The sequence below is a fragment of the Halomonas alkaliantarctica genome, assembly GCF_029854215.1.
Taxonomy (GTDB): Bacteria; Pseudomonadota; Gammaproteobacteria; order Pseudomonadales; family Halomonadaceae; genus Vreelandella; species Vreelandella alkaliantarctica_A.
In genome coordinates, this window is record NZ_CP122961.1 from 3880421 (window position 1) to 3901369 (window position 20949).

A 20949-nucleotide genomic window follows, 5' to 3' on the forward strand; every position below is an offset into this window, starting at 1 on the left:
TTTGCTTTTTGCGACCGTTCTAATAGTTTTTATACATCGCCAATTTACGTGAATTACTGTGACTCAAATTCTTCCGTATCGATATCCGCCTGCTGCACCTCGCTGTAGCGCGCCCCCGCGACCTGCTCTGACGTCATCATGGCATCCAACTGCTGCATTGTGGTGACATCCAGGCGCAGCGTTTCCGCCGCCAAGTTTTCCCGCATGTGGTCAGGGGAGCGTGTACCCGGAATGGGGATAATATCGTCGCCTTTGACCTTCAGCCACGCCAGTGCCAGCTGCCCCGGTGTGACGCTTAAAGCCTGCGCCAGCGCCGCTAAGCGTTCAAACAGTTTTAAATTATGCGGATAGTTATCGGCGCTAAAGCGCGGCATGTTACGGCGCATATCGCCCTCTTCGAGACGCGCTGGGTCTTGGATGGCGCCGGTTAAGAAGCCTCGCCCCAGAGGACTAAACGCGACCAGGGCCGCACCCACCTCGCGGCACGCATCGATCAGGGCGATTTCAGGGTTGCGCGTCCACAGTGAGTATTCCGACTGCACGGCTGCGATAGGGTATTCAACTGCTGCACGGCGCAACGTTAGTGCAGAGATTTCCGACAACCCCACGCCTCCAATTTTGCCCTCTTCCATCAAGCGCCCCAGCGCCCCCACGCTCTCTTCAATGGGGACTTGGCGATCCAAGCGGTGCAGGTAGTAGAGATCCAAATGATCGGTACGCAGGCGCGCGAGGCTTGCTTCGCACTGCTTGCGCAGGGTTGCCGGACGGCCGTCAATCACCCGCTTGCCTGACTCGGGGTCCATCGCCATACCGCATTTACTGGCCAAAAAAAGCTGGTGCCGCTTGCCCTCCAGGGCGCGCCCGACCACCTGTTCATTGGCCGTGGCACCATACAGCGTGGCGGTATCAAAGTGGCGATAGCCCATATCAAAGGCCTCATCCAGCGCCCGTAAGGCCGCATTTTCCGGCACGATACTGCCGTAACCGTGGGAGAGGTTCATACAGCCCAAACCAATCGAAGGGGCATTGACAGCGTTCAGGCGTTGGAAAAAATTCGACATAGAAACTCCCGTCTCCTGGATTCATAGAATAACCGCAGCACTTTGGATCACAAAGTAGAGGAAGGAGGGCCAGCGCCGGTACTCTCTCGACTTTACCGACCAAAGTGAAGCAGAGCATGGGATACCGACAGCTGCCCCAAATCCAACGATACTAAATTTTTGCCTATCTTGAGACCGGCATCAGCCAGCGACAGATAGCCAAGGCCATTGGCGTCCACAGCAGCACCATTAGCCGCGAGACAAAACGTAATGGTCTGACCAATGGTTATGCGCCTGAACAGGCCCAATTAGCAAGTGATCAGCGTCGACATAGCGCATGAAAAGTGACTAAACGACTGCTAAGCCTGATTCGCTGGGTTACTGGTCAATTGATGGACGAATGGAGCCCTCAACAAATCTGTGGTTTTATGGCCAATGCCAACGGGGTCTGCGTAAGCCATCAATGGATCTATGCGTTAATCTGGGACGACAAAAAACACGGCGGAACCTTATGGAAACGGCTCCGACTGCCACGCCAGCGACGCTATCAGCACCAATTGGCTAAGCGGACGGGGTTAGGCAAAATCCCTCACCGAGTAGGCATCGAGCAGCGCCCTAATAGAGATGGAAGAACGGCGCCATAAAAGACCTATTTTTGCGACCCGTACCGTTCATGCCAGCGTGGTACCAATGAAAACACCAATGGCCTGATTAGGCAGTATTTTCCTAAAGGTACTGACTTCCAAAAAGTGACCAATGCCAAGCTACGAAGTGTCGTCAATAAGCTAAACGATAGACCAAGAAAGCGACTGGGATACCGACCACCACCACAGGTGTTCTTAGGTGAATACTCAGGAGCACTAGAAACCGTAGGTGCTGCACTTTAGTTGAATTCAGGCTTTAAAGGGCCCTTTTTATCTCCCTCTGTCCGCAGACCACGAAGCTGAAATTACCCACCTTTCCATGTGTTCCAACCAGTCCTCTACTCCAGCGCATCTTGCTCCAGCCTAGATCGACAGTCCTTTCCGCCTCCCTAAGCCCAATCACCTTATCCAAATCTTGCTTTGATAATGATACAATTAATAAGCATGGGGTTATGAAAATAATGCTAATTAGTTAGCATTACATTAATTAAATTAATCACGAGAACTAGGATGAAAAAAGGAAAAGAAGGAAAGCTATTAGAAGCAGCTTTAGTAATTCCCATAACAATTTCGGTGCCTGGCTTCGCTCTCATATATTCTAAAATGTGGCGACCATCTTTAATATTCTCACTTTTACTCTTAGCATCTGGATATTACGCATACTCAAGCATGGCAAGTGATAACTTGCCTATCATGGGCGGCTCTATTTTTTTATCAGTACATTTCCTTTCCTTATCCTATATTCTCGTTGCAAAATCTAAGGACCAAGAATGAACGCTTCTGAAAACTACGCCGAGTATAATGAAAGAAGAGATGATGAGATAGACTTGCGAGACATAGCACTTGCAGTCTACGCTGGATGGAAATGGATAGCATTGAGCATTGTTTTTTTGTGTGCTAATTGGATTTTTATATATTTATTTTATATCAACTCCAACTTATTCAACCGATATAACCTACTCTTCCACACATGGCGGGCTTAACGTTCTCAATAGTATGCCGGAGACAAGCTACTCAGAATCTCAGGCCCTTGAAGAATTTAGCCAACGCCTTTCAAGCTATGAGAACTTCAGGTCTTTTTACGAAATAAAACCTGATGCCATTAACTCTATAATACAAGATGAGTTAGACACTGACTCTCAGATTAGGTCATTCTTTTTTAATCAAATTAGCATCACTCCCCCCAGAGAAGATGAGGCCCCTCGCACCCTGTCACTTCAATACAACGAAAAAACGAATGGCCCGCAGATCCTCAACGAGTATTTCAGGTGGACAGAGGAAATGTATTCCCAGGTCCTTGTAGACAGGGCCTCCCGAGCCGTTGACAATGCAATTAATAGAAACAAAGCAAAGATGGATGCTCACCTAAGAGCCCACCAAGATGATATAGCTGCACGCATAGAAATACTGCAAGAAGAAGACAAAATCAGAATTGCAGAGTTAGAAGACCGCCTGGAAGCAGAAAAACAATCTGTCGTTGCTTCTCGTGAAGAAAGGGTCCGTATTCTTGAACATGCCGAGCAGATCGCTTCTAATCTAGGCATCGAAAAACCTACCACCCCTAGAGACCTAGGAAGACAAACACAAGATCGGGATGTTATTTATACGGAGATAAACTCACGAGGAGGTCTCCCACTTTACTTCATGGGCGTTGATGCTCTTCGCGCGGAACGCGAGGTGATAGAACAAAACCTCGAAGAGGATGCTAATACACAAGAAATCAGGAATATAGAAAGCCAGCTCCAGCAGCTTATAAACAACCGTACAATTGAAACCATTACTAACCGAGAAAACCAGACTCCCTTTATTGAGGAATACAACAACCTCAGATCTCAAAATGAAATACTGTCCGCTAACATTATTTCGCCAAGTGAGATCGATATTGTTTCGGCAATTCATTGGGCCTATCAGCCTAACGGCCCGGAGTCACCAAGGTCTTCATTGATAATTGCTCTTAGCTTAGTCTTTGGGAGTATGCTTGGTGTCATTCTTGTATTTATTTTAAACTTCATTGCTAGTATCAAGAAATACAAGAAACAGCTATAGTTTTTCATATTTAATGAAGACAACTGAACGTCGAGGGGGCCGAGAACGCCCCCTTCGAGGCATCGTAGAGCCAACGCTTCAACCTATCCTGGCCAGCTACCGGCTAGTGCCAAACCAGGGGTTGTCAGCCCTAACGCGAAGGGTCATCCAGCCGTTCCATGGAAGAGACTCCTCGAGCACTCTATCTTTCAAGGAGTCCTCAAGCCCACCGCAGACAACCGAAACCGATAAAATTATGACACTTATATTGCAAAAAACGACACTTAAATCGGCGACAGATACTACCTGGCACTTACCGATCCATTAATTAATGCTAATTCGTCGACCTCACAGAAGGTTGGGAGGAGTCGGCCTCCTCGGTAAATATCAGACCGTTTTATAATGTTTCACCGCCAAACTGCAACGCGGCTAAATGACGATAGAGCGCGCTGGTGGTGATTAATTCAGCGTGGGTACCCGCCGCTACCAGTTTCCCACCCTCCAGCACCAGCAAACGGTCAGCGGCGATGACCGTCGCCAACCGGTGGGCGATCACGATGCTGGTGCGCCCCACCATCAGTCTGTCCAGCGCCTGCTGCACCAACCGCTCGCTCTCCGCATCCAGCGCGCTGGTGGCTTCATCCAACAGCAGCACGGCGGGATTTTTAAGCAGCGCCCGAGCGATTGCGAGCCGCTGACGCTGTCCGCCGGAGAGCTGCACGCCACCGGGCCCAAGCGGTGTATCAAAACCTTGGGGTAGCGCATCGATAAAGTCGAGGGCGCTGGCGTCCTGTGCAGCAATGCGTAATCTATCGATATCAGCCTCAGGGTCCCCGTAGCGCAGATTCTCGGCCACCGAGCCGCTAAACAGCACCGGCTCTTGCGCCACCAGCCCCATGACACTGCGCAAGGCAGCAAGCTCTAAGGTGCGGATATCACTGCCATCAAGACTGATGCGCCCTTGGCTAGGGTCATAAAAGCGAAGTAACAACGCCAAGAGGGTACTTTTACCTGCCCCCGAAGGCCCCACCACCGCTACCCGTTCTCCCGGCTTAATATGCAGATCAAACCCTTCAAGCGCCGGGGTTTCCCGACCGGGGTAGGTGAAGCTGACGTTCTCCAGCACAATGTCACCCTGTGATGGCAGCGGTAGGTGATGCGGATTCGCGGGTGACTGGATAGCGGGCTGCGTATCGAGAAGCTCCAATAAGCGCTCCGCCGCGCCTGCTGCGCGCTGCACATCCCCCGCGACTTCAGCCAAGGTGGCGATCGCCCCCGCCGCCAGAACGGCATAGAAAATAAACGCCGAGAGCTCGCCTGCGCTCATGGTGCCGTCTAGCACCGCCTGTCCGCCCTGCCAGAGCATTAAGCCAACCGCGGTAAACACCACCAGCATGGCAACACCGGTTAACCAGGCGCGCTGCTGGGTGCGCTCCACGGCGCTGCCGAACGCCTGCTCTACGCGCTGACCGTAGTGGGTTTTATCCGCCGCTTCGTGGGTAAACGCCTGGAGCGTTTTAATACCGCTCAGCGCCTCCTCAGCATAGCGGCCAAGTTCGGCCACGCGATCCTGGCTGGTGCGCGAAAGTCGTCGCACCCGACGGCCGTACCACACAATCGGCAACAGCGTCGCCGGAATCCCGATCAGCACCATCGCCGAGAACCACGGTTGGGTAATCAGCATTAGCACCACGGCGCCTACCAGCATGACCAAATTACGCAGCGCCAGCGAGACCGAGGAGCCAAACAGGCTCTGCAGTACGCTGGTGTCCGCGGTCAGGCGTGATGCGATCTCCCCCGCGGCACGGCCGTCGCTTGAGCTTTCAAAAAAACTCGGTTCTAAAGTGAGCAAATGATCGAACACCCGCTGGCGCAAGTCGGCAGCCAAGCGCTCGCCAATCCAAGTGACTTGGTAGTAACGCAGCGCAGAGGCAAGCGCCAGCACCGTCACCACCGCTAGCATTAACCCCAGCGTTTGAGCCAGCGCCTGCTGATCCGCGGCGAGGAAGCCGCGGTCGATAACTAAGCGCAAGCCATTCCCCAGCAGTAGCACACTGCCCGATGCCAGCAGCAGCGCTAAGCCCGCCAAGGCTAACCGTGTGCGGTAGGGGCGCAGTAGACCCAATAAACGCAGTAATACTCGGGGGTTGGGGCGTTGATTCATAGTAGCGAATGCTCAATAGACAAGGCGGTATCCGACCATAGCAGGAGTGCCGGTGACTGCACAGAAACAAAAAAGCCCGCGATCTCTCGCGGGCTCAATACTTAATGGCGCTTAATACCTTAGCTTTTCGCTACGTTGCCTAGGCAGCTACGTTGAATAGCCTTAGTCAATCAAAGGCAGCAGCGTATTCAAGCTATCCCGGGCATCGCCGTAGAACATCCGCGTGTTCTCTTTGAAGAACAGCGGGTTCTCGATACCCGAGTAGCCGGTACCCTGGCCGCGTTTACTGACAAACACCTGCTTGGCCTCCCACACCTTCAATACCGGCATACCGGCGATGGGGCTATTGGGATCTTCCTCAGCCGCGGGGTTCACGATGTCGTTGGAACCAATCACGATTACCACGTCGGTGGTGGCGAAATCATCATTGATTTCGTCCATCTCCAGCACGATGTCGTAAGGCACCTTGGCCTCGGCCAGCAGTACGTTCATATGCCCTGGCAAACGGCCTGCAACCGGGTGAATACCAAAGCGTACGTTTTTACCCGCAGCGCGCAGCTTGCGCACCAAGTCGCTCACCGCCGTTTGCGCCTGGGCCACCGCCATGCCGTAACCCGGCACGATAATCACGCTATCAGCATCGTTTAGGGCACTCGCTACGCCACCTGCGTCGATGGCCACCTGCTCGCCTTCGATCTCTGCCGCAGGCCCTTGGCTGCCGCCAAAGCCACCCAAAATCACGTTAACGAAGTTGCGGTTCATCGCCTTACACATAATGTAAGAGAGAATCGCACCTGATGAACCCACCAGCGCGCCGGTGACAATCAGCAGGTCGTTAGAAAGCGTGAAGCCGATAGCGGCCGCCGCCCAGCCGGAGTAGCTGTTAAGCATGGAGACCACCACCGGCATATCGGCTCCACCAATGCCCATGATCAGGTGGTAACCGATAAAGAACGCCAGCGCCGCGAGCACTAACAGCGTCCAGAAGCCAGCACCGTTCAGGTAGAGAATCGCTAGCAGCAGCGACAGCACCGCCGCTCCCGCATTGAGCATATGCCCGCCGGGCAGTTGGCGAGGCTTACCATCGACCTTGCCCGCTAGCTTGCCAAAGGCAATCACCGAGCCGGTAAAGGTCACCGCGCCGATAAAGATGCCCAGTACTACTTCTACCTGGAGGAACATCAGTTCGTCAGGGGCTTTGGTAGCGACCAGCGCCGCAAAAGCGGAAAACTGATCCATCGACGCCTCAGCGGCCCGCGCAGCCATTACCCGACGGCGTTCTAAATCGGCGCTCCACGCTACCAGTACCGCTGCCAAGCCTACAAAACTATGCAGCGCCGCCACTAGCTGGGGCATTTCGGTCATTTCGACCTTGCCCGCCACGTAGGCGCCAATGCCAGCGCCGATCAGCATCATCGGGATTAGCCACCAGTAGCCGCCAATGCCTGGGCCGAGAGCAGTGAAGAACACCGCCACCGCCATGCCCACGATGCCGTACCACACGGCTCGTTTGGCTTTCTCTTGGTTACTCAAGCCGCCTAGCGACAGAATAAACAGTACGCTTGCCGCGATTGCCGCGGCAGATACGAATCCTTGACCTAACATATCGTCTCTCCGCCGCTTAGGATTTTTGGAACATGGCCAGCATCCGGCGTGTCACCAGGAAGCCACCCACGATATTGATTGACGCGATAAGCACCGAGATCGCCGCCAGCACACCAACCACCACACTGCCGGAGCCAATCTGCAAAACTGCCCCTAGGATAATGATGCCCGAGATCGCATTGGTCACCGCCATAAGCGGCGTATGCAGCGAGTGGCTCACTTTCCAAATCACCTGGAAGCCGATAAAGCAGGCCAGTACAAAGACAATAAAGTGTTGCATAAAGGACGTTGGGGCCACTTGGCCCAGCAGCAGCATCAGTACGCCGCCAACAGCCAGTAGACTTACCTGCCGCTTGGTTTGCGCTTTAAAGGCGGCTAGCTCAGTGGCCCTTTTTTCTTCCGGCGTGGGCTCTTTCTCTTTCTTCTTGGGTTTTGACGCGCCAATCGCTTTCACTTTGGGCGGCGGCGGCGGGAAAGTGACTTCGCCCTGATGCGTCACCGTGGCACCACGAATCACGTCGTCGTCCATATTGTGATTGATCTCACCCTCTTTGTCGGGCGTCAGGTCAGTCAACATGTGACGGATATTGGTGGCGTAGAGCAGCGATGATTGCGTTGCCATGCGCGAAGGGAAGTCGGTATAGCCGATGACCACTACGCCATTATCCGATACCACGCGCTCATCAGGCTTGGTCAGGTCGCAGTTACCGCCCTTCTCGGCAGCCAAATCAATAATCACCGAGCCTGGCTTCATCGCCGCGACCATATCTTCCAGCCACAGCTTGGGCGCAGGTTTGCCGGGAATCAGCGCGGTGGTAATCACGATATCCACGTCCGGCGCCTGTTCGCGGAAGCACTCAAGCTGCTTTTCGCGGAATTCTGGGCTTGAAGGCGAGGCGTAGCCACCACTTTCGGAACCGTCCTGGCTATCTTCGAAATCGAGGAACAGGAACTCCGCGCCCATGGATTCGATCTGCTCGGAAACCTCGGGGCGCACGTCAAAGGCACGCACTACGGCGCCCAGGCTGGTGGCAGTGCCGATCGCCGCCAAACCGGCCACACCTGCACCAATCACCAGCACTTTGGCGGGGGGCACTTTACCCGCTGCGGTTACCTGACCGGTGAAGAAGCGACCAAAGTTGTTGCCCGCCTCAATTACCGCACGGTAGCCCGCGATATTGGCCATGGAGGAGAGCGCGTCCATCTTCTGTGCCCGCGAAATACGCGGCACCATATCCATGGCAATAACGGTAGCGCCCTGGGCCTTACACTTCTCCAGCAGCGCTTCGTTTTGCGCTGGCCAGAAGAAGGAAATCAACGTTTGACCTTCACGCAACCGCTCGGCCTCTTGATCAGAGGGCTCGCGGACTTTAATGACCACATCAGCGTCGTTCCAGAGCGCGTCGGCTCCTTCCACCACGGTAACGCCTGCATCACGATAAGTGTCGTCATTAAAGCCCGCCGCAAGGCCAGCCCCGCTTTCTACCAAACACTCGTGGCCCAATTTTTGGATCTGCTTAGCGCTCTCTGGAGTCAGCGCGACACGCGCTTCCCCCCGGGCACTCTCTTTTGGTGCGCCTATTTTCACTCGCTTTCTCCCTTGCTTAACCTTATTGCAGTGCCGCAGTTGCTCAACGGGCAATGCACCTTTAACGGCGTCTGTGATAACGCCTTCATAGCAGTCTAGGATCTAACGGGGTGGCTGCCAGATACTATTCAACCTTTGATACAACAGGGTTGTTTAATTACAACATCCCCTAGTGTGCATCAGGGTTCCCCGAACGTCTAAAGTCGTTAGCAAACTCATTAAGCACCCGATAGAGCCACACGTTGGCAGGATCATTGGCATACAGCCCATGCTGAATCAACGTCATTTTCAGCGTTGGTAGCTCCTTAGGTGGCTCCACCAAGCGTACCGGTAGCATAGCGACGAACCGCTCAGCCATTTGGCGTGGTAGCGTCATGATCGCCTCAGTTAGCGCCACTACCCTCGCTGCAGCGATATAGTTGAGGTTTTTTGAAATTACCCGGCGGGTTAAGCCGTGTTGCACCAGACAACTATCGATATTGCTGGGGCGTAGGCCGCTAATATCCGCCAGCTCCACATGAAGCTGTTGAGCAAACTGCGCAATATCCAACGCATCGCCTACGCGATCATTATGAGTAGCCACCAGACAGACCAACTCCTCATCCATCCACGGGGTCTGAATCACACCGCTAGGCAGCGCGCTTTGGCTATCCAACCCCACCACCATATCAATTTGGCGCTGTTCCAGCCCCTCACTCAGCATGTCCGGGGTAATTAGCTCAATGGAAAAGCTAATGCCCGGCGCATAGGCCAACAACTGACTTAAAAAGAGCGGGTACATGACCTCTTCAAAGTAATCCGTGGTGGCGAGTGTAAAACGGCGCGTGCTGTTGGCAGGCGAAAACATCGCGGGGGGCGCAAACCCTTGTCGCAGCATCGCCAGCACCTGTTGCACCACAGGCAGCAGCGCGAGTGCCCGGGGGGTCGGCTGCATACCTTTTTCGGTGCGCACAAGCAGCGGATCATCCAGCGATTCCCGCAGCCGTTTTAAGGCATGGCTCAAGGCTGGCTGACTTAAATGCAACGTTTCTGCCGCACGAGTGACGTGACGCTCGTGCATCAGCACCTCAAACACCAGCAGCAAGTTTAGGTCGAAATGACGTAGTGAGCGCATAGCCTCTCATTATTCACATCATGAATGATTAAATTCTAAACATTCATTTAAGTTATCACCAGTAATTGCTTATTGTCTGCTGCTTATTCGCCCACCCGCGACTATCAACGATAATCCAGCACGCAAGGAGAAGCACAGCGGTGACTCACCCACAAACTCAAACCATGCCCAGCCTTTATGGCGATGTGATTTCTACCTTTATGGGCGTAGCAAAAGCATCGGACCCTAAGGCAACCGACGCAGATGTTGTGGTGAGTGGCGTTCCCTTTGATCTTGCTTGCTCGGGCCGTTCAGGCACCCGTATGGGGCCGAATGCTATTCGTCAAAGCACCGCTAACTTGATTTGGGAAGGCAAGCGATGGCCTTGGGATTTCGCCCTAGAAGATCGCCTCAAAGTTTGCGATGCAGGCAACGTTGATTACGCGTATGGCGAGCCCGAAAGTCTGGTCGATAACCTGGAAACTCACGCCAACGGTTGGTTAAGCGCGGGCAAAAAGATGCTCACCCTGGGCGGCGACCACTACATCAGTCTGCCGCTACTGCGCGCCCATGCCCGAGAGCACGGCCCGCTGGCGCTGATCCATTTTGATGCCCACACCGATACCTACGAACAAGGCACGCGCTTTGACCACGGTACGATTTTCTATCATGCCTTAAAAGAAGGCTTATTGGTGCCCGAGCACTCACTGCAAATTGGCATTCGCACCAGCTATGACCGCCACAACCACCCTTACGAGGTGTTGGATGCCGACTGGGTCAATGACCACGGTGCAGCGGCGGTGCTTGAGCGCATTCGTGCCCGCGTGGGTTATCACGCCGCCTACATAACCTTGGACATCGACGGCCTCGACCCCGCCTATGCCCCTGGCACCGGCACGCCGGTCTGCGGCGGTATGTCTACCGACCTGATGCTGAAAGTAATTCGTGGCATGGTAGGCATGGAGCTAGTCGGTATGGATGTGGTGGAAGTGAACCCCGCCTATGACCACGGCGACATTACGTCACTTGCCGCCGCGACGCTGGGGCTTGAGTTTTTGTATACCCTGGCAGCGTCCAAAGGCGTTTGATAGTTAGCCCTCGCCGTCTCTTGGCTTTTACGGCATTGAGATGGCGGTGTGTGGTTGAGGCGGGAATGGAAGAGCAGCTTTTGGCAACGCCGATATTCACCAGGCGGAGAATCAACGCCAGCGCATCGTAGAAGCGTTCACCGGCGGCCTGCCCACCTTCAATACCAAAACTAAGAATCCCCGCGGCATGGCCGTGCATATAACGCTGGGCCAGTGAGTGCCAGCGTAATGCACCCAGGTGACGAATGGATGCCCTTCCAGATGATTGGCCACCGCTAAGGCATTGGAACAGGTACGCTCATTTCGTAGTGACAGCGTTTCCAATCCTTGGAGTAGGTTCCAGGCCGCTTGGGCAGAAAGTACGCTACTGGGGAACAGCGGGGTAATGAGATTGCGCGCTGCACCGATGCCTAAACAGCGTCTTTTTTAAACAGCTTTCCAAGTTGATAAAGGTCGTGCATATACCTATCAAACTTTGAAACAAGCAGTGACATGAAGATAAGGGCATAAATAACCAGCATGACGACCAGAGGTTGGTTTAGCCAGGCCAGTAAGGGAATCGACACTGGGTAGCTAATCGTATAGACCGTCATGGCCGCTAATAGCTGAACCAGGAAACAATTAACAATCACCAGAGTAATCAACGCTGCTCGTATATTGATATGCGGCAGCGTTGTTTTCCAAAACGGCAAGTGACGTACTCTTATGCGGATTCCCTCCGCTCCCTCTGTATCACCGTTAAAGCTCAATCTTTTTTTACGCCGCAATAAAGGGATTGCATAGCTGCCTGCTTCCTCTTCAGCAAACGCTACCAACGCGATATCCCGATCGAAGAATTCAGGCCCAAGAGTGCTAGCCGCCATCCGGTCAAAATCTGTTCGCGCATGGGTTTTTGTGGCGACTTTGGCTTGCTCAGAAAGCATTTTTAAGCGGCCTTTACCGGCCTTCGACAATTTCTTATCGTTGCCGACGTTGATATTGTAATGAATTTCATACACCTGATATAAAGCAACGGTCACACCCACAAAAATCATCAAAAAAACAATATATATCAACATATTAATAGGCATCTCCCGAACGGAACTTATTGCGCAACCAAAAGTTAATTTTATTAGCCTTCAAACTAACATAACGGCCGAGCCCTAAAAACGTATTTTACTGATATTCGTTATGGAAGGATCATCCAATGCTATGAAACGCACTTACAGTGGTCGGCTAGAGTTGCCTCATCGCCCTTTTGAGGATGGTAGCGGCGCGGCTGACAGTCCAAGCCTTTGACGACGACGGTTTCGTCATGCACTGCAGCTCTTTCCCAGTGCGGTAGCGATATCACGCTACTCTTGATGCAGCCACTTCTCGAACGCCGCTGGCGATAGCGGCTTGGCGATGAGGTACCCCTGGGCTTCGTCACAACCCAACTGAACGAGTCGACGGTAGACAGCATCGTTCTCTATCCCTTCAGCCACCACGCGGTAGCCCAGGTTATGAGCCATTGAAATCATTGAGGCGACCAGCGTCGCGGCGCGCTCATCATGGTCTAGATGGGTGATGAAGCGGCGATCAATTTTCACGGTATGGGCGGGAATTTCGTGCAGGTAGGAGAGGCTGCTGTAACCGGTTCCAAAATCGTCAATGGCAACCCGCAGCCCAGCCGCTATCAGCGCCTTGAGCTGTTCAATCGCCATCTCGCCCTGGCCAACTAGCGCGCTTTCAGTCAGTTCCACCTCCAGGTTGGCTTTCGGTAGTGCCATATGCGCCATCTCTCCCAGTAATCGCAGGGTAAAATGCTCTTCCTCAAGATTGGTCGCTGACACATTAACCGAAATCCGCAGTGTCTCACCCTGTCGATACCACACCGCCGCCTGGTGAATGGTATGCCGCAACACCCATTGCGTGAGTGGTTTAACCATAGGCGTATGTTCAATCAATGGGATAAACTCGTCGGGCGATAAATCACCCACGATTGGATGGCGCCAGCGCAACAATGCTTCAGCTCCCGTACATTCACCACTATCAAGACAGAGACGCGGTTGAAAAACCAGGTAAAGCTCATCCTCGTTTTCTAGCGCTCGACCAATATCGTTCAGCAGCATATAACGCCGTTGGTAATCGGTATCCAGTTCCAAGGAGAATAGCCCCGCCCCCTTTCTCGCCTGGCGAGCATCTAGGCAAGCGGCGTAGGCGCTTCGCAAAATATCTGCAGCCGCCATCTCGCCCAGACAAAATGGTGCGATACCTACAGTGGGACGAACCAATACCGGCACTGCGCGGGCAGATTCCAGCGCTAGCAGCGCCTGACGCAGCCGCAGCGCCTCCGTCAATAAGTATGTATCGCTCGCGTGGTTTACCAGATGTACGAATTGGCAACCACCCAAGTGGTAGAGCTTCACCCCCGAGCCGATGGCCTGTTGCAAGCAACGGGCGGCAACTCTCACTAAGTCGTCGAGGTAAGTGGGCCCCAAGGTTCGATGAAGTGCACTGATCTCGCTAACATCGACCACCTCGGTCAACAGCGCCACTCTCCATTCCTTTGGTAAATCCCGCTGCATATCCTGCAAATCTTCAGCAAACTGGTTACGGTTAGGAAGGCCTGTTAACGGATCAACCCTGCCAAAAGCGTGCTGCAGCTCAATTTGCGCCATCACCAGAGCGGCTAGATCGCGTAGCATTGCCTGCTCCTGCTCGGAGAACTCACGTGGCTGGGTGTCGAGCACGCATATCGCGCCCAGGGTATGGCCTTCTCGCGTTATAAGCGGTGCGCCCGCATAAAAACGGATACCGCTCTTTGCCAGGTAGCTATTTCGATAGTGGTCAGAGTCAATAAGGTCGGGAATGACAAGGATTTGTGAGGCATCGCAAACCTCTCCACAGGGAGCCATTTCTCGGGGGATCTCCCAATGTTCGACCCCCACTCTGGACTTGAACCACTGGCGGTTTTCGTCGGTAAACGAAACGGCGGCAATCGGCAAACCAAGTAGCTGGCTAGCCATTCGCGTTATTCGATCAAAACCCTCACTTGGGGAGGTATCCAGCAAGTTTAGCTGGCGGAGTGCGAACAGACGATCCTGTTCCTGGGCTTTCATGAATGCAAACCTAAACGGATATCAACACTGGTCTTTACTAATATATAACAGTCCCATAAAAAAATGGCATCGGATATGTTCTTTTTTCTGAAACTACTTTTTGTTTAATAATCACCAGGATACTACCAGTATTGATGATCTAGCGAAGGGCATGTGGAAATTTTAAGAGGCAAAAAACCAAAAACTCATAATAAACTACCATTTATTGCAACATATGGAACAGCAGTAACGTGGTGTTTTACAACGTGGCAAGGTACGTTTAATCACCCAAACTATTTAACTTAATAGCTAATGAGAAGAAGGTTGCTTAATCAATGACGAAAGTTGCCATATTTATTGATATACAAAATGTTTATTACACCGTGCGTGAAGCCTATGGCCGCAATTTTGATTACAACAAGTTTTGGGCCCAAGCAACCGCCAACAGAGAGGTCGTGAAAGCTGTTTGCTATGCCATAGACCGAGGTGACCAAAAACAGCGAGAGTTTCAAAATATACTCAGAGCGATTGGTTTTGAGGTAAAGTTAAAACCCTTTATTCAGCGCTCGGACGGCTCAGCAAAAGGTGATTGGGATGTAGGCATCGCGCTTGACGCGATAGAGTACGCTGAACAGGCAGATATTATTGTGTTGGTATCGGGCGATGGCGACTTTGATCTTCTAGTCGCAAAAATCCGTGTTAAACATGGCAAAAAAGTGGAAGTTTATGGCGTTCCTCAATTAACTGCAGCGTCACTAATAAATGAGGCCAGCGAGTTTATAGGGATAGATAAAGCGCTTCTGTTAAGTTAATTAACATTCGAAAATCATCTTCGCTGCTGTTTATTGATATTGAGATAGCAGACTGCCGCGGAGAAATTAGGATGGATTAAGGATTTTGACTGGTAGCGCATCTAGACGCGGTAGAAATCTCACTTGACGCACAAACGTTTAGCCATCGTTTGCTGGTTTTTGAAAAACAGGTGAAGTGAATTTTTCGGGGACATACTTTAGTCTGAATTTCCCATCATATTTACACATACCGAACCCGCATAGGCTATGCACAGAAGCATGCTACCAGTTAAATATTCGAACGCTCTGGCCAGCCAATACTCTGTTGAATAACGATGATGATATGCCACGATGCCCTACGTTCACGATACGCTGACACGGCTTAATAAAAGCAGCCCTGCACAGTCAGAATTTTATCAAGCCACCGAAGAAGTACTCGAATGCCTGCGCCCGCTAATCGAGCAGAGTGATTACTATCACCAACACAGCATTATTGAGCGAATAGTCGAGCCCGAACGGCAAATTATGTTCCGCATATGCTGGGTAGATGATGCTGGCAGCGTACGGGTCAACAAAGGTTATCGCGTTCAGTTCAACTCGGCACTTGGCCCTTACAAGGGCGGTTTACGATTCCATCCCAGCGTTACCTCGGGCACCATCAAATTTCTCGGCTTTGAGCAAATTTTCAAAAATGCGCTAACCAGTTTGCCGATCGGCGGTGGGAAAGGGGGCGCCGATTTTGACCCCAAGGGAAAATCAGATAACGAGATTATGCGCTTTTGTCAGGCCTTTATGAACGAGCTCTACCGCCATATTGGCCCCAACTGCGATGTACCTGCAGGCGATATCGGCGTCGGCACGCGTGAAATTGGCTATCTATTTGGCCAGTACAAGCGGCTCACCGGCCGCTATGAAGGCGTGCTAACCGGCAAAGGGCTTAACTGGGGAGGATCCCTAGGCCGTAAAGAGGCCACCGGCTACGGTGCGGTGTACTTTGCACAAAACATGCTGGCTGCCCGTGGAGAAGAGTTGCGCGACAAGACCTGTCTCGTTTCCGGCGCTGGTAATGTCGCCATCTACACCATTGAGAAGCTATACGAACTGGGCGCTAAACCGATCACCTGCAGCGATTCACGTGGCGCCATTCACGATAAAAACGGAATTGATTTAGGCTTACTCAAAGAGCTTAAAGAAGTGCAGCGAACCTCGTTAGAAGCCTACTTACATGAGCATCCTGAGGCGCACTACATTTCTGCACGTGACTACCCCCAAGGTGGGCATGCCGTATGGCGTATTCATGCCGATGCGGCCTTCCCCTGCGCGACGCAAAATGAGCTGACCGAAAGCGATGCGGAAATCTTACTCGCTAATGGCATAACGTGTATCAGTGAAGGAGCCAACATGCCCTCTACCAAAGAGGCCGTCGACCTGTTTCTAGACGCTAAAATTGCCTATGGGCCTGGCAAAGCGGCCAATGCAGGCGGTGTTGCTACCAGCCAGTTAGAAATGGCCCAAAATAGCAGCATGGAGCAGTGGTCGATGGAAAAAGTCGACCAGAAATTAAAACAGATTATGGCTAATATTCACCGCCAGTGCGCCGACACCGCCGAAGAGTTTGGGGATAAAACCAATTTGGCACTAGGCGCAAATATTGCAGGCTTCAGAAAGGTGGCTGACGCTATGATTGAACAAGGGGCCACCTGATCGTCTTTATTTTATAAAACGCTTATACTGTAAAAGCACGCAGTCCTTCCTTTATTGGGGAAGGACTGTTTTTTATTGGTTCAAACTAATTACTTGCTAAGGAGTATCATCATGGGCCAACGTCCTGCCATTATTATTAATCGTCTCGATGCCGAGCGTCTCCAGCGCTTGATCGACAATGCATCCGATAAAGACATGGCCGTGGCAGAGCTACTTGAGGAAGAGTTATCGCGAGGCGAAGTCTGCGACCCCGAGGATATTCCGGATGACGTGGTCAGTATGAATAGCCAGGTTCGCTTCACTGACCTCACGCGTGGGATTAAGATGATTCGGACCCTGGTTTACCCGCACTCTCTGGAAAGCGTAGCGGATGGCATTTCGGTCATGGCGCCCATTGGCGCGGCACTGATCGGCCTAAAAGTAGGTGACATTATCGAATGGCCGCTACCTAATAATACCGAAACACGGCTGCGTATCGATGCTATTTATTGGCAGCCCGAGCGCGAAAAACAGTTTCACCGTTAAGCTGCGTAAGGGGATAGGCGGATATCAGATAAAAAAGACTTCATTCTTTTAATCAAAAATCATGAAAAATTGAAGTTTGTGGCATCACTACTACGTGATGCCAATGGGTTTATAGAAAATAATAGAACGTCTTTACTCGGCTAAATTAAAACTAACGAACTTAAATAAACATACTAAAACGTTGATTAGCTGCTGCTAGTCGTTACCCTTTTTCGCTCAAGCGCTTGGCCAAAGCGGCGATATGAGCGGGGCCCACTTCGCAGCAGCCGCCAATGGCCGTTGCCCCCTGTTCAACCCATTTTATTGCATGCTCAGTGTAGGCGGCAGGATCAAGATCCGTGCGCGACGCTAGCTTATCGACGGTGCCACCGGGCTGGAGCGGCACCACAGAGATAAAGCCGTTCGCGTAGCCGCCGAACGGCACGTTGAGCGTAGCAAGCTCACCCATGGCAGTCGTCACCGCTTCGGGCACTGAACAATTGACCATTATTCGCTCGGCGCCAAGGGCCGCGACCTCGCGGGCCGCATCGACTAGCGATTCCCCCGAGCGCAAACGCGTACCATCGCTGTCATCCACAGTGAAAGCCACCCATACCGGGCGCTGGCTCTCCATCGCTGCGATGGTCGCGGCACGTGCCTCACGGATAAGCGACATCGTTTCGCACACAAAAAGATCGACTCCGTCTACCTGGCGCGCCACTATACGTTGGTAATCACTTAGGCAGGTGGCGTCGTCCGGCACACTACCTGCATGATAACTCGCGACCAATGGCGGCAGGCAGCCCGCAATGCGCACCGCCCGACCGCTTTCCTCACGCGCCTGATGGGCAGCGCTAAGCGCCGCCGTATACAACGGCTCGAACATTCTGGCGTCGCCATCACGAGCCAAGCGAAGTGGGGTGGCGCTGTAAGTGTTGAGCTTAATCACCTGGGCGCCTGCCTCAATGAAATCACGGTGGGCAGCAGTGACCAAATGGGGCTCGTCGAGCATGACCTGGGCGGACCACAGCGGCGAAACAGGTCGGCTGCTGCGTTTTCTAAGTTCCTGTCCCATGCCCCCATCTAGCAGTACTACGTTTCCTCTATCAGACATCATCAAGTCATTATCCTTCTCTGGGTTGTTGCCGGGATGACTGCAACACAGCGATTAGGCCGTACCGGTTTCTTCTGAAACGGGTTCAATAGGTTCGCCATCTTCGTCCAGCAGCTGATGATCGAAGGCTGCTTGAAGGCCGGTATCTTCAGCCGGTAGCGGCTGTGGCTCTTCTTCCTCAGCCCAATAGTCTATATGGCCCGGATACATGGGCGATAAAACCGCAACCAGGATGCCTATCACGGAGAAGATCGCAAAGGCATTCGCATACCCAAATCCATCGACCAGCACGCCAACCACCGGAGAGCCCACTGCCTGACCAAGCGCACAGGCCATAAAGGGTAGCACCGGCCCCATGGATAGACGCCCCGGCAGTAGCCGAATGCCGGTCATTAAGTACAGCCCCGTTAGGCTCATATAGGCAAGCCCAAAAACCATCGCAGAAAACATCGCCAGCACTAGCTGGCTTGGGCTAGCGGCCAGCAATACCAGGCTTGAAGAGAGCATCATCAACATCAATGCCTGGGTAATAGGAGGATTATTGCGGTCGGCTAAATCACTCACCACAGCACCGCCAAGCCCCGCAATACCGACTGCGAACCAAAGCCAGCCGGTTTGACCAGGGGGCAATGCCCCAAGGGTAACCACCAGATCGGGAGCGAAAAGCCAGTAAGGGGAAGAAACAAACCCCATGGCGAAGGCGAACAGCGAAAGCCGAATGAGCCGCGACCACTGCAACCGGGTAATAGGCGGCGGTGGTGCCGCATTGGCTGGAATTACTCGAGACACTGAAGGGATGAAATACCACGCCGCTAAGACCCCCATAGTGGTCAGAACCGCAAATATCGTATAGGTCAGGCGCCATGCATCAGAGAGAAATACAACCGTCGGCACCGCCACGATAATACCGACGCTGGTACCTGCATTCATGATGGAGCTGACTCGCCCGTGCATCGTCCGGCTCACCAGCGCCTGCATGGCAGCGGTGAGCGCGGGCATCATCAACCCGGTGCAAATCCCGCAGATAAATACCCCCACCCCGAGCGATAGTGCGTCCGAGGCCTGACTGATCAGCCCCAGGCCAGCAACGCCGAACACACCCGAGAGCACCGCCAGGTTACGCGCCCCGAGTCGATGCGCAGCAAGCGGCGCTACCAGTGTGGCCAGCACGAAACTGATAAACGGAAGCGCCCCGATGACCCCGATAAGATAGGGTGTGAGTGCCAGCTCGGCGCTGATGGAAGGTACAAACAGGCCAAATGCAAAACGCGCCAGCCCGTAACTAATGGCGACCAGCGCGGCACCGAAAATGGCAAACCCCATGTTCGACAAGGTCTTCATATTGACACCTCCACGGCCGCTTGCTGCATGAATAGAAGCCTGCTCAGCTCATTGTCGTAGCAACCTTCGTGATGAGCAATCCAGATCAACGGTCATCCACCGAAGTAGTTTTCGAGATAATGGCTATCGCCCTCCTTTGCGATTGCTCTATAGTCGAGAGACGCTAACCGGATCCTCCTCACCTATGGCCGTTGACTTACAAGCGCTTTACCCCAAACTGATTCATCTGATGCTGGACACGATCTTCGTTGTCGATGCAGACAACCAGATCATCTTTGTGAGTGATGCCTGTGAGTCACTGCTCGGTTACTTTCCCGACGAATTGATAGGCACCCTGATCACCCACTACATGCACCCTGATGATCTAGCGGCCACGAAGGTCTCCATTGTCCGGGTGATGAACGGCAAGCCCCATATCGATTTCCGCAATCGTTATATCAGCAAAGATGGCAATATCGTCCACATCCTATGGTCTGCCCGCTGGTATGAGGAAGAGAGAGTGCGGGTCGGTGTCGCGCGAAATGTGACCGCCCTTATGCAGGCCGAAGAAGAACTACGCCACCTCGCCCATCATGACCCGCTGACCAAACTGACTAACCGAGCGCTATTCTATGATCGGCTAGTCTCGGGCCTAAGCGTGGCCCATCGCTACCAGAGCAACTTGGCGTTACTGTTTCTGGATATTAACGATTTCAAAGGCATTAATGATGTTCATGGACATGCGGTGGGAGACCGAGTGCTCTGCACGGTAGCTAGACGGTTGGAAGGCTGTGTTCGTGAGACGGATACGGTCGCTCGCATGGGCGGTGATGAATTCACGATTCTGTTAACAGATATAAAGACAACGAACGCCGTTGAGGAAAAGGTCGAGCAGATCCTAATGGTAATGAACGAGCCACTCGGGGCTGAATTCGGCGACGTCAGAATGCCAACCTGCAGTATCGGCGTGGCCTGCTATCCCGCCGACGGCAGAGATGCCGATACCTTGTTAAACCATGCAGACAGCCATATGTATCAGATCAAAAGGCGCAGTCATGATCTTGCCCAGTAACAGTGGAAACCTCAAAAATGTAATACGCTACGATGAGGTGAACCATGACAAGATCGACAACAGGCAACTGCAAGCACAGTGAATTGGTATGACCAGCCCAGAGGTAGTTGAAGCCGAATGATCGCTTAAACCTGT

17 protein-coding genes and 2 pseudogenes are annotated in these 20949 nt (G+C 52.8%); 9 read left to right on the forward strand and 10 right to left on the reverse strand.

Going from position 1 to position 20949, the window contains the following annotated elements; translation table 11 throughout:
• Nucleotides 1-53 precede the first annotated feature (53 nt).
• A complete protein-coding gene (locus tag QEN58_RS17790) occupies nucleotides 54-1061 on the reverse strand; it encodes an aldo/keto reductase (protein ID WP_280104929.1) in 1008 nt (335 codons plus the stop codon).
• 155 nt (nucleotides 1062-1216) lie between these two features.
• Here QEN58_RS17790 and QEN58_RS19540 point away from each other — a divergent pair, with 155 nt between their 5' ends.
• The 4 genes and pseudogenes from QEN58_RS19540 to QEN58_RS17805 all read left to right on the forward strand — a co-directional run bounded on the left by QEN58_RS19540 (nucleotide 1217) and on the right by QEN58_RS17805 (nucleotide 3730).
• Nucleotides 1217-1381, forward strand: a complete 165-nt coding sequence (locus QEN58_RS19540) for a helix-turn-helix domain-containing protein (protein ID WP_425270335.1) — start codon at nucleotides 1217-1219, stop codon at nucleotides 1379-1381.
• A 309-nt stretch (nucleotides 1382-1690) separates the two neighbouring features.
• Nucleotides 1691-1927: pseudogene (locus QEN58_RS17795) on the forward strand (IS30 family transposase); the annotation flags it as partial.
• 267 nt (nucleotides 1928-2194) lie between these two features.
• Complete coding sequence (locus QEN58_RS17800; protein WP_280104930.1) at nucleotides 2195-2458, forward strand: hypothetical protein; 264 nt, start codon at nucleotides 2195-2197, stop codon at nucleotides 2456-2458.
• A 222-nt stretch (nucleotides 2459-2680) separates the two neighbouring features.
• A complete protein-coding gene (locus QEN58_RS17805; protein WP_280104931.1) occupies nucleotides 2681-3730 on the forward strand; it encodes a hypothetical protein in 1050 nt (349 codons plus the stop codon).
• A 376-nt stretch (nucleotides 3731-4106) separates the two neighbouring features.
• Here the strand turns inward: QEN58_RS17805 and QEN58_RS17810 are convergent, their stop codons facing one another.
• The 4 genes from QEN58_RS17810 to QEN58_RS17825 all read right to left on the reverse strand — a co-directional run bounded on the left by QEN58_RS17810 (nucleotide 4107) and on the right by QEN58_RS17825 (nucleotide 10180).
• On the reverse strand, nucleotides 4107-5873 hold the full coding sequence (locus QEN58_RS17810; protein WP_280104932.1) for an ABC transporter transmembrane domain-containing protein: 1767 nt from the start codon (nucleotides 5871-5873) through the stop codon (nucleotides 4107-4109).
• A gap of 162 nt (nucleotides 5874-6035) precedes the next feature.
• On the reverse strand, nucleotides 6036-7478 hold the full coding sequence (locus QEN58_RS17815) for an NAD(P)(+) transhydrogenase (Re/Si-specific) subunit beta (protein ID WP_280104933.1): 1443 nt from the start codon (nucleotides 7476-7478) through the stop codon (nucleotides 6036-6038).
• Between the two features lie 16 nt (nucleotides 7479-7494).
• Nucleotides 7495-9066 carry a Re/Si-specific NAD(P)(+) transhydrogenase subunit alpha gene (locus QEN58_RS17820; RefSeq protein WP_280104934.1) on the reverse strand — a complete coding sequence of 524 codons (1572 nt, stop codon included), beginning with the start codon at nucleotides 9064-9066 and terminating at the stop codon, nucleotides 7495-7497.
• 169 nt (nucleotides 9067-9235) lie between these two features.
• Nucleotides 9236-10180 carry a LysR family transcriptional regulator gene (locus QEN58_RS17825; protein ID WP_280104935.1) on the reverse strand — a complete coding sequence of 315 codons (945 nt, stop codon included), beginning with the start codon at nucleotides 10178-10180 and terminating at the stop codon, nucleotides 9236-9238.
• Nucleotides 10181-10344: 164 nt separating this feature from the next.
• Between QEN58_RS17825 and speB the strand changes: the two genes are divergently transcribed.
• Nucleotides 10345-11247: an agmatinase gene (gene speB, locus QEN58_RS17830; RefSeq protein ID WP_425270336.1), complete on the forward strand. Its 903-nt coding sequence runs from the start codon at nucleotides 10345-10347 to the stop codon at nucleotides 11245-11247.
• Between the two features lie 19 nt (nucleotides 11248-11266).
• Here speB and QEN58_RS17835 read toward each other — a convergent pair.
• From QEN58_RS17835 to QEN58_RS17845, 3 genes and pseudogenes are all read right to left on the reverse strand, one after another.
• Nucleotides 11267-11610 (reverse strand): annotated as a pseudogene (locus tag QEN58_RS17835) (PLP-dependent transferase); the annotation flags it as partial.
• Between the two features lie 47 nt (nucleotides 11611-11657).
• Nucleotides 11658-12305, reverse strand: coding sequence for a hypothetical protein (locus QEN58_RS17840; protein WP_280104937.1), 648 nt, complete (start codon nucleotides 12303-12305; stop codon nucleotides 11658-11660).
• A gap of 276 nt (nucleotides 12306-12581) precedes the next feature.
• Entirely contained in the window at nucleotides 12582-14330 is a 1749-nt protein-coding gene (locus QEN58_RS17845) for a sensor domain-containing phosphodiesterase (protein ID WP_280104938.1), read from the reverse strand.
• A 314-nt stretch (nucleotides 14331-14644) separates the two neighbouring features.
• Here QEN58_RS17845 and QEN58_RS17850 point away from each other — a divergent pair, with 314 nt between their 5' ends.
• The 3 genes from QEN58_RS17850 to rnk all read left to right on the forward strand — a co-directional run bounded on the left by QEN58_RS17850 (nucleotide 14645) and on the right by rnk (nucleotide 17329).
• Complete coding sequence (locus QEN58_RS17850; RefSeq protein ID WP_280104939.1) at nucleotides 14645-15121, forward strand: LabA-like NYN domain-containing protein; 477 nt, start codon at nucleotides 14645-14647, stop codon at nucleotides 15119-15121.
• A 330-nt stretch (nucleotides 15122-15451) separates the two neighbouring features.
• Nucleotides 15452-16804, forward strand: coding sequence for an NADP-specific glutamate dehydrogenase (gene gdhA, locus QEN58_RS17855; protein WP_280104940.1), 1353 nt, complete (start codon nucleotides 15452-15454; stop codon nucleotides 16802-16804).
• 111 nt (nucleotides 16805-16915) lie between these two features.
• Entirely contained in the window at nucleotides 16916-17329 is a 414-nt protein-coding gene (gene rnk / locus QEN58_RS17860) for a nucleoside diphosphate kinase regulator (RefSeq protein WP_280104941.1), read from the forward strand.
• Between the two features lie 202 nt (nucleotides 17330-17531).
• On the opposite strand, the gene QEN58_RS17865 is transcribed toward rnk, so the two are convergent.
• On the reverse strand, nucleotides 17532-18425 hold the full coding sequence (locus tag QEN58_RS17865) for a homocysteine S-methyltransferase family protein (RefSeq protein WP_280104942.1): 894 nt from the start codon (nucleotides 18423-18425) through the stop codon (nucleotides 17532-17534).
• A 51-nt stretch (nucleotides 18426-18476) separates the two neighbouring features.
• On the reverse strand, nucleotides 18477-19763 hold the full coding sequence (locus tag QEN58_RS17870; protein ID WP_280104943.1) for an MFS transporter: 1287 nt from the start codon (nucleotides 19761-19763) through the stop codon (nucleotides 18477-18479).
• 184 nt (nucleotides 19764-19947) lie between these two features.
• Between QEN58_RS17870 and QEN58_RS17875 the strand changes: the two genes are divergently transcribed.
• Nucleotides 19948-20814, forward strand: coding sequence for a sensor domain-containing diguanylate cyclase (locus QEN58_RS17875; protein WP_280104944.1), 867 nt, complete (start codon nucleotides 19948-19950; stop codon nucleotides 20812-20814).
• Nucleotides 20815-20949: the final 135 nt, after the last annotated feature.

Bases quoted from the DNA above. Each gene is read 5' to 3' on its own strand.
- QEN58_RS17805 (WP_280104931.1), top strand. From the start codon at position 2,681: ATGCCGGAGACAAGCTACTCAGAATCTCAGGCCCTTGAAGAATTTAGC.
- gdhA (WP_280104940.1), top strand. From the start codon at position 15,452: ATGCCCTACGTTCACGATACGCTGACACGGCTTAATAAAAGCAGCCCT.
- QEN58_RS17825 (WP_280104935.1), bottom strand. From the start codon at position 10,180: ATGCGCTCACTACGTCATTTCGACCTAAACTTGCTGCTGGTGTTTGAG.
- QEN58_RS17790 (WP_280104929.1), bottom strand. From the start codon at position 1,061: ATGTCGAATTTTTTCCAACGCCTGAACGCTGTCAATGCCCCTTCGATT.
- QEN58_RS17845 (WP_280104938.1), bottom strand. From the start codon at position 14,330: ATGAAAGCCCAGGAACAGGATCGTCTGTTCGCACTCCGCCAGCTAAAC.
- QEN58_RS17875 (WP_280104944.1), top strand. From the start codon at position 19,948: ATGGCCGTTGACTTACAAGCGCTTTACCCCAAACTGATTCATCTGATG.
- QEN58_RS17865 (WP_280104942.1), bottom strand. From the start codon at position 18,425: ATGATGTCTGATAGAGGAAACGTAGTACTGCTAGATGGGGGCATGGGA.
- QEN58_RS17800 (WP_280104930.1), top strand. From the start codon at position 2,195: ATGAAAAAAGGAAAAGAAGGAAAGCTATTAGAAGCAGCTTTAGTAATT.
- QEN58_RS17840 (WP_280104937.1), bottom strand. From the start codon at position 12,305: ATGTTGATATATATTGTTTTTTTGATGATTTTTGTGGGTGTGACCGTT.
- QEN58_RS17815 (WP_280104933.1), bottom strand. From the start codon at position 7,478: ATGTTAGGTCAAGGATTCGTATCTGCCGCGGCAATCGCGGCAAGCGTA.
- QEN58_RS17850 (WP_280104939.1), top strand. From the start codon at position 14,645: ATGACGAAAGTTGCCATATTTATTGATATACAAAATGTTTATTACACC.
- QEN58_RS17870 (WP_280104943.1), bottom strand. From the start codon at position 19,763: ATGAAGACCTTGTCGAACATGGGGTTTGCCATTTTCGGTGCCGCGCTG.
- rnk (WP_280104941.1), top strand. From the start codon at position 16,916: ATGGGCCAACGTCCTGCCATTATTATTAATCGTCTCGATGCCGAGCGT.
- speB (WP_425270336.1), top strand. From the start codon at position 10,345: ATGCCCAGCCTTTATGGCGATGTGATTTCTACCTTTATGGGCGTAGCA.
- QEN58_RS17810 (WP_280104932.1), bottom strand. From the start codon at position 5,873: ATGAATCAACGCCCCAACCCCCGAGTATTACTGCGTTTATTGGGTCTA.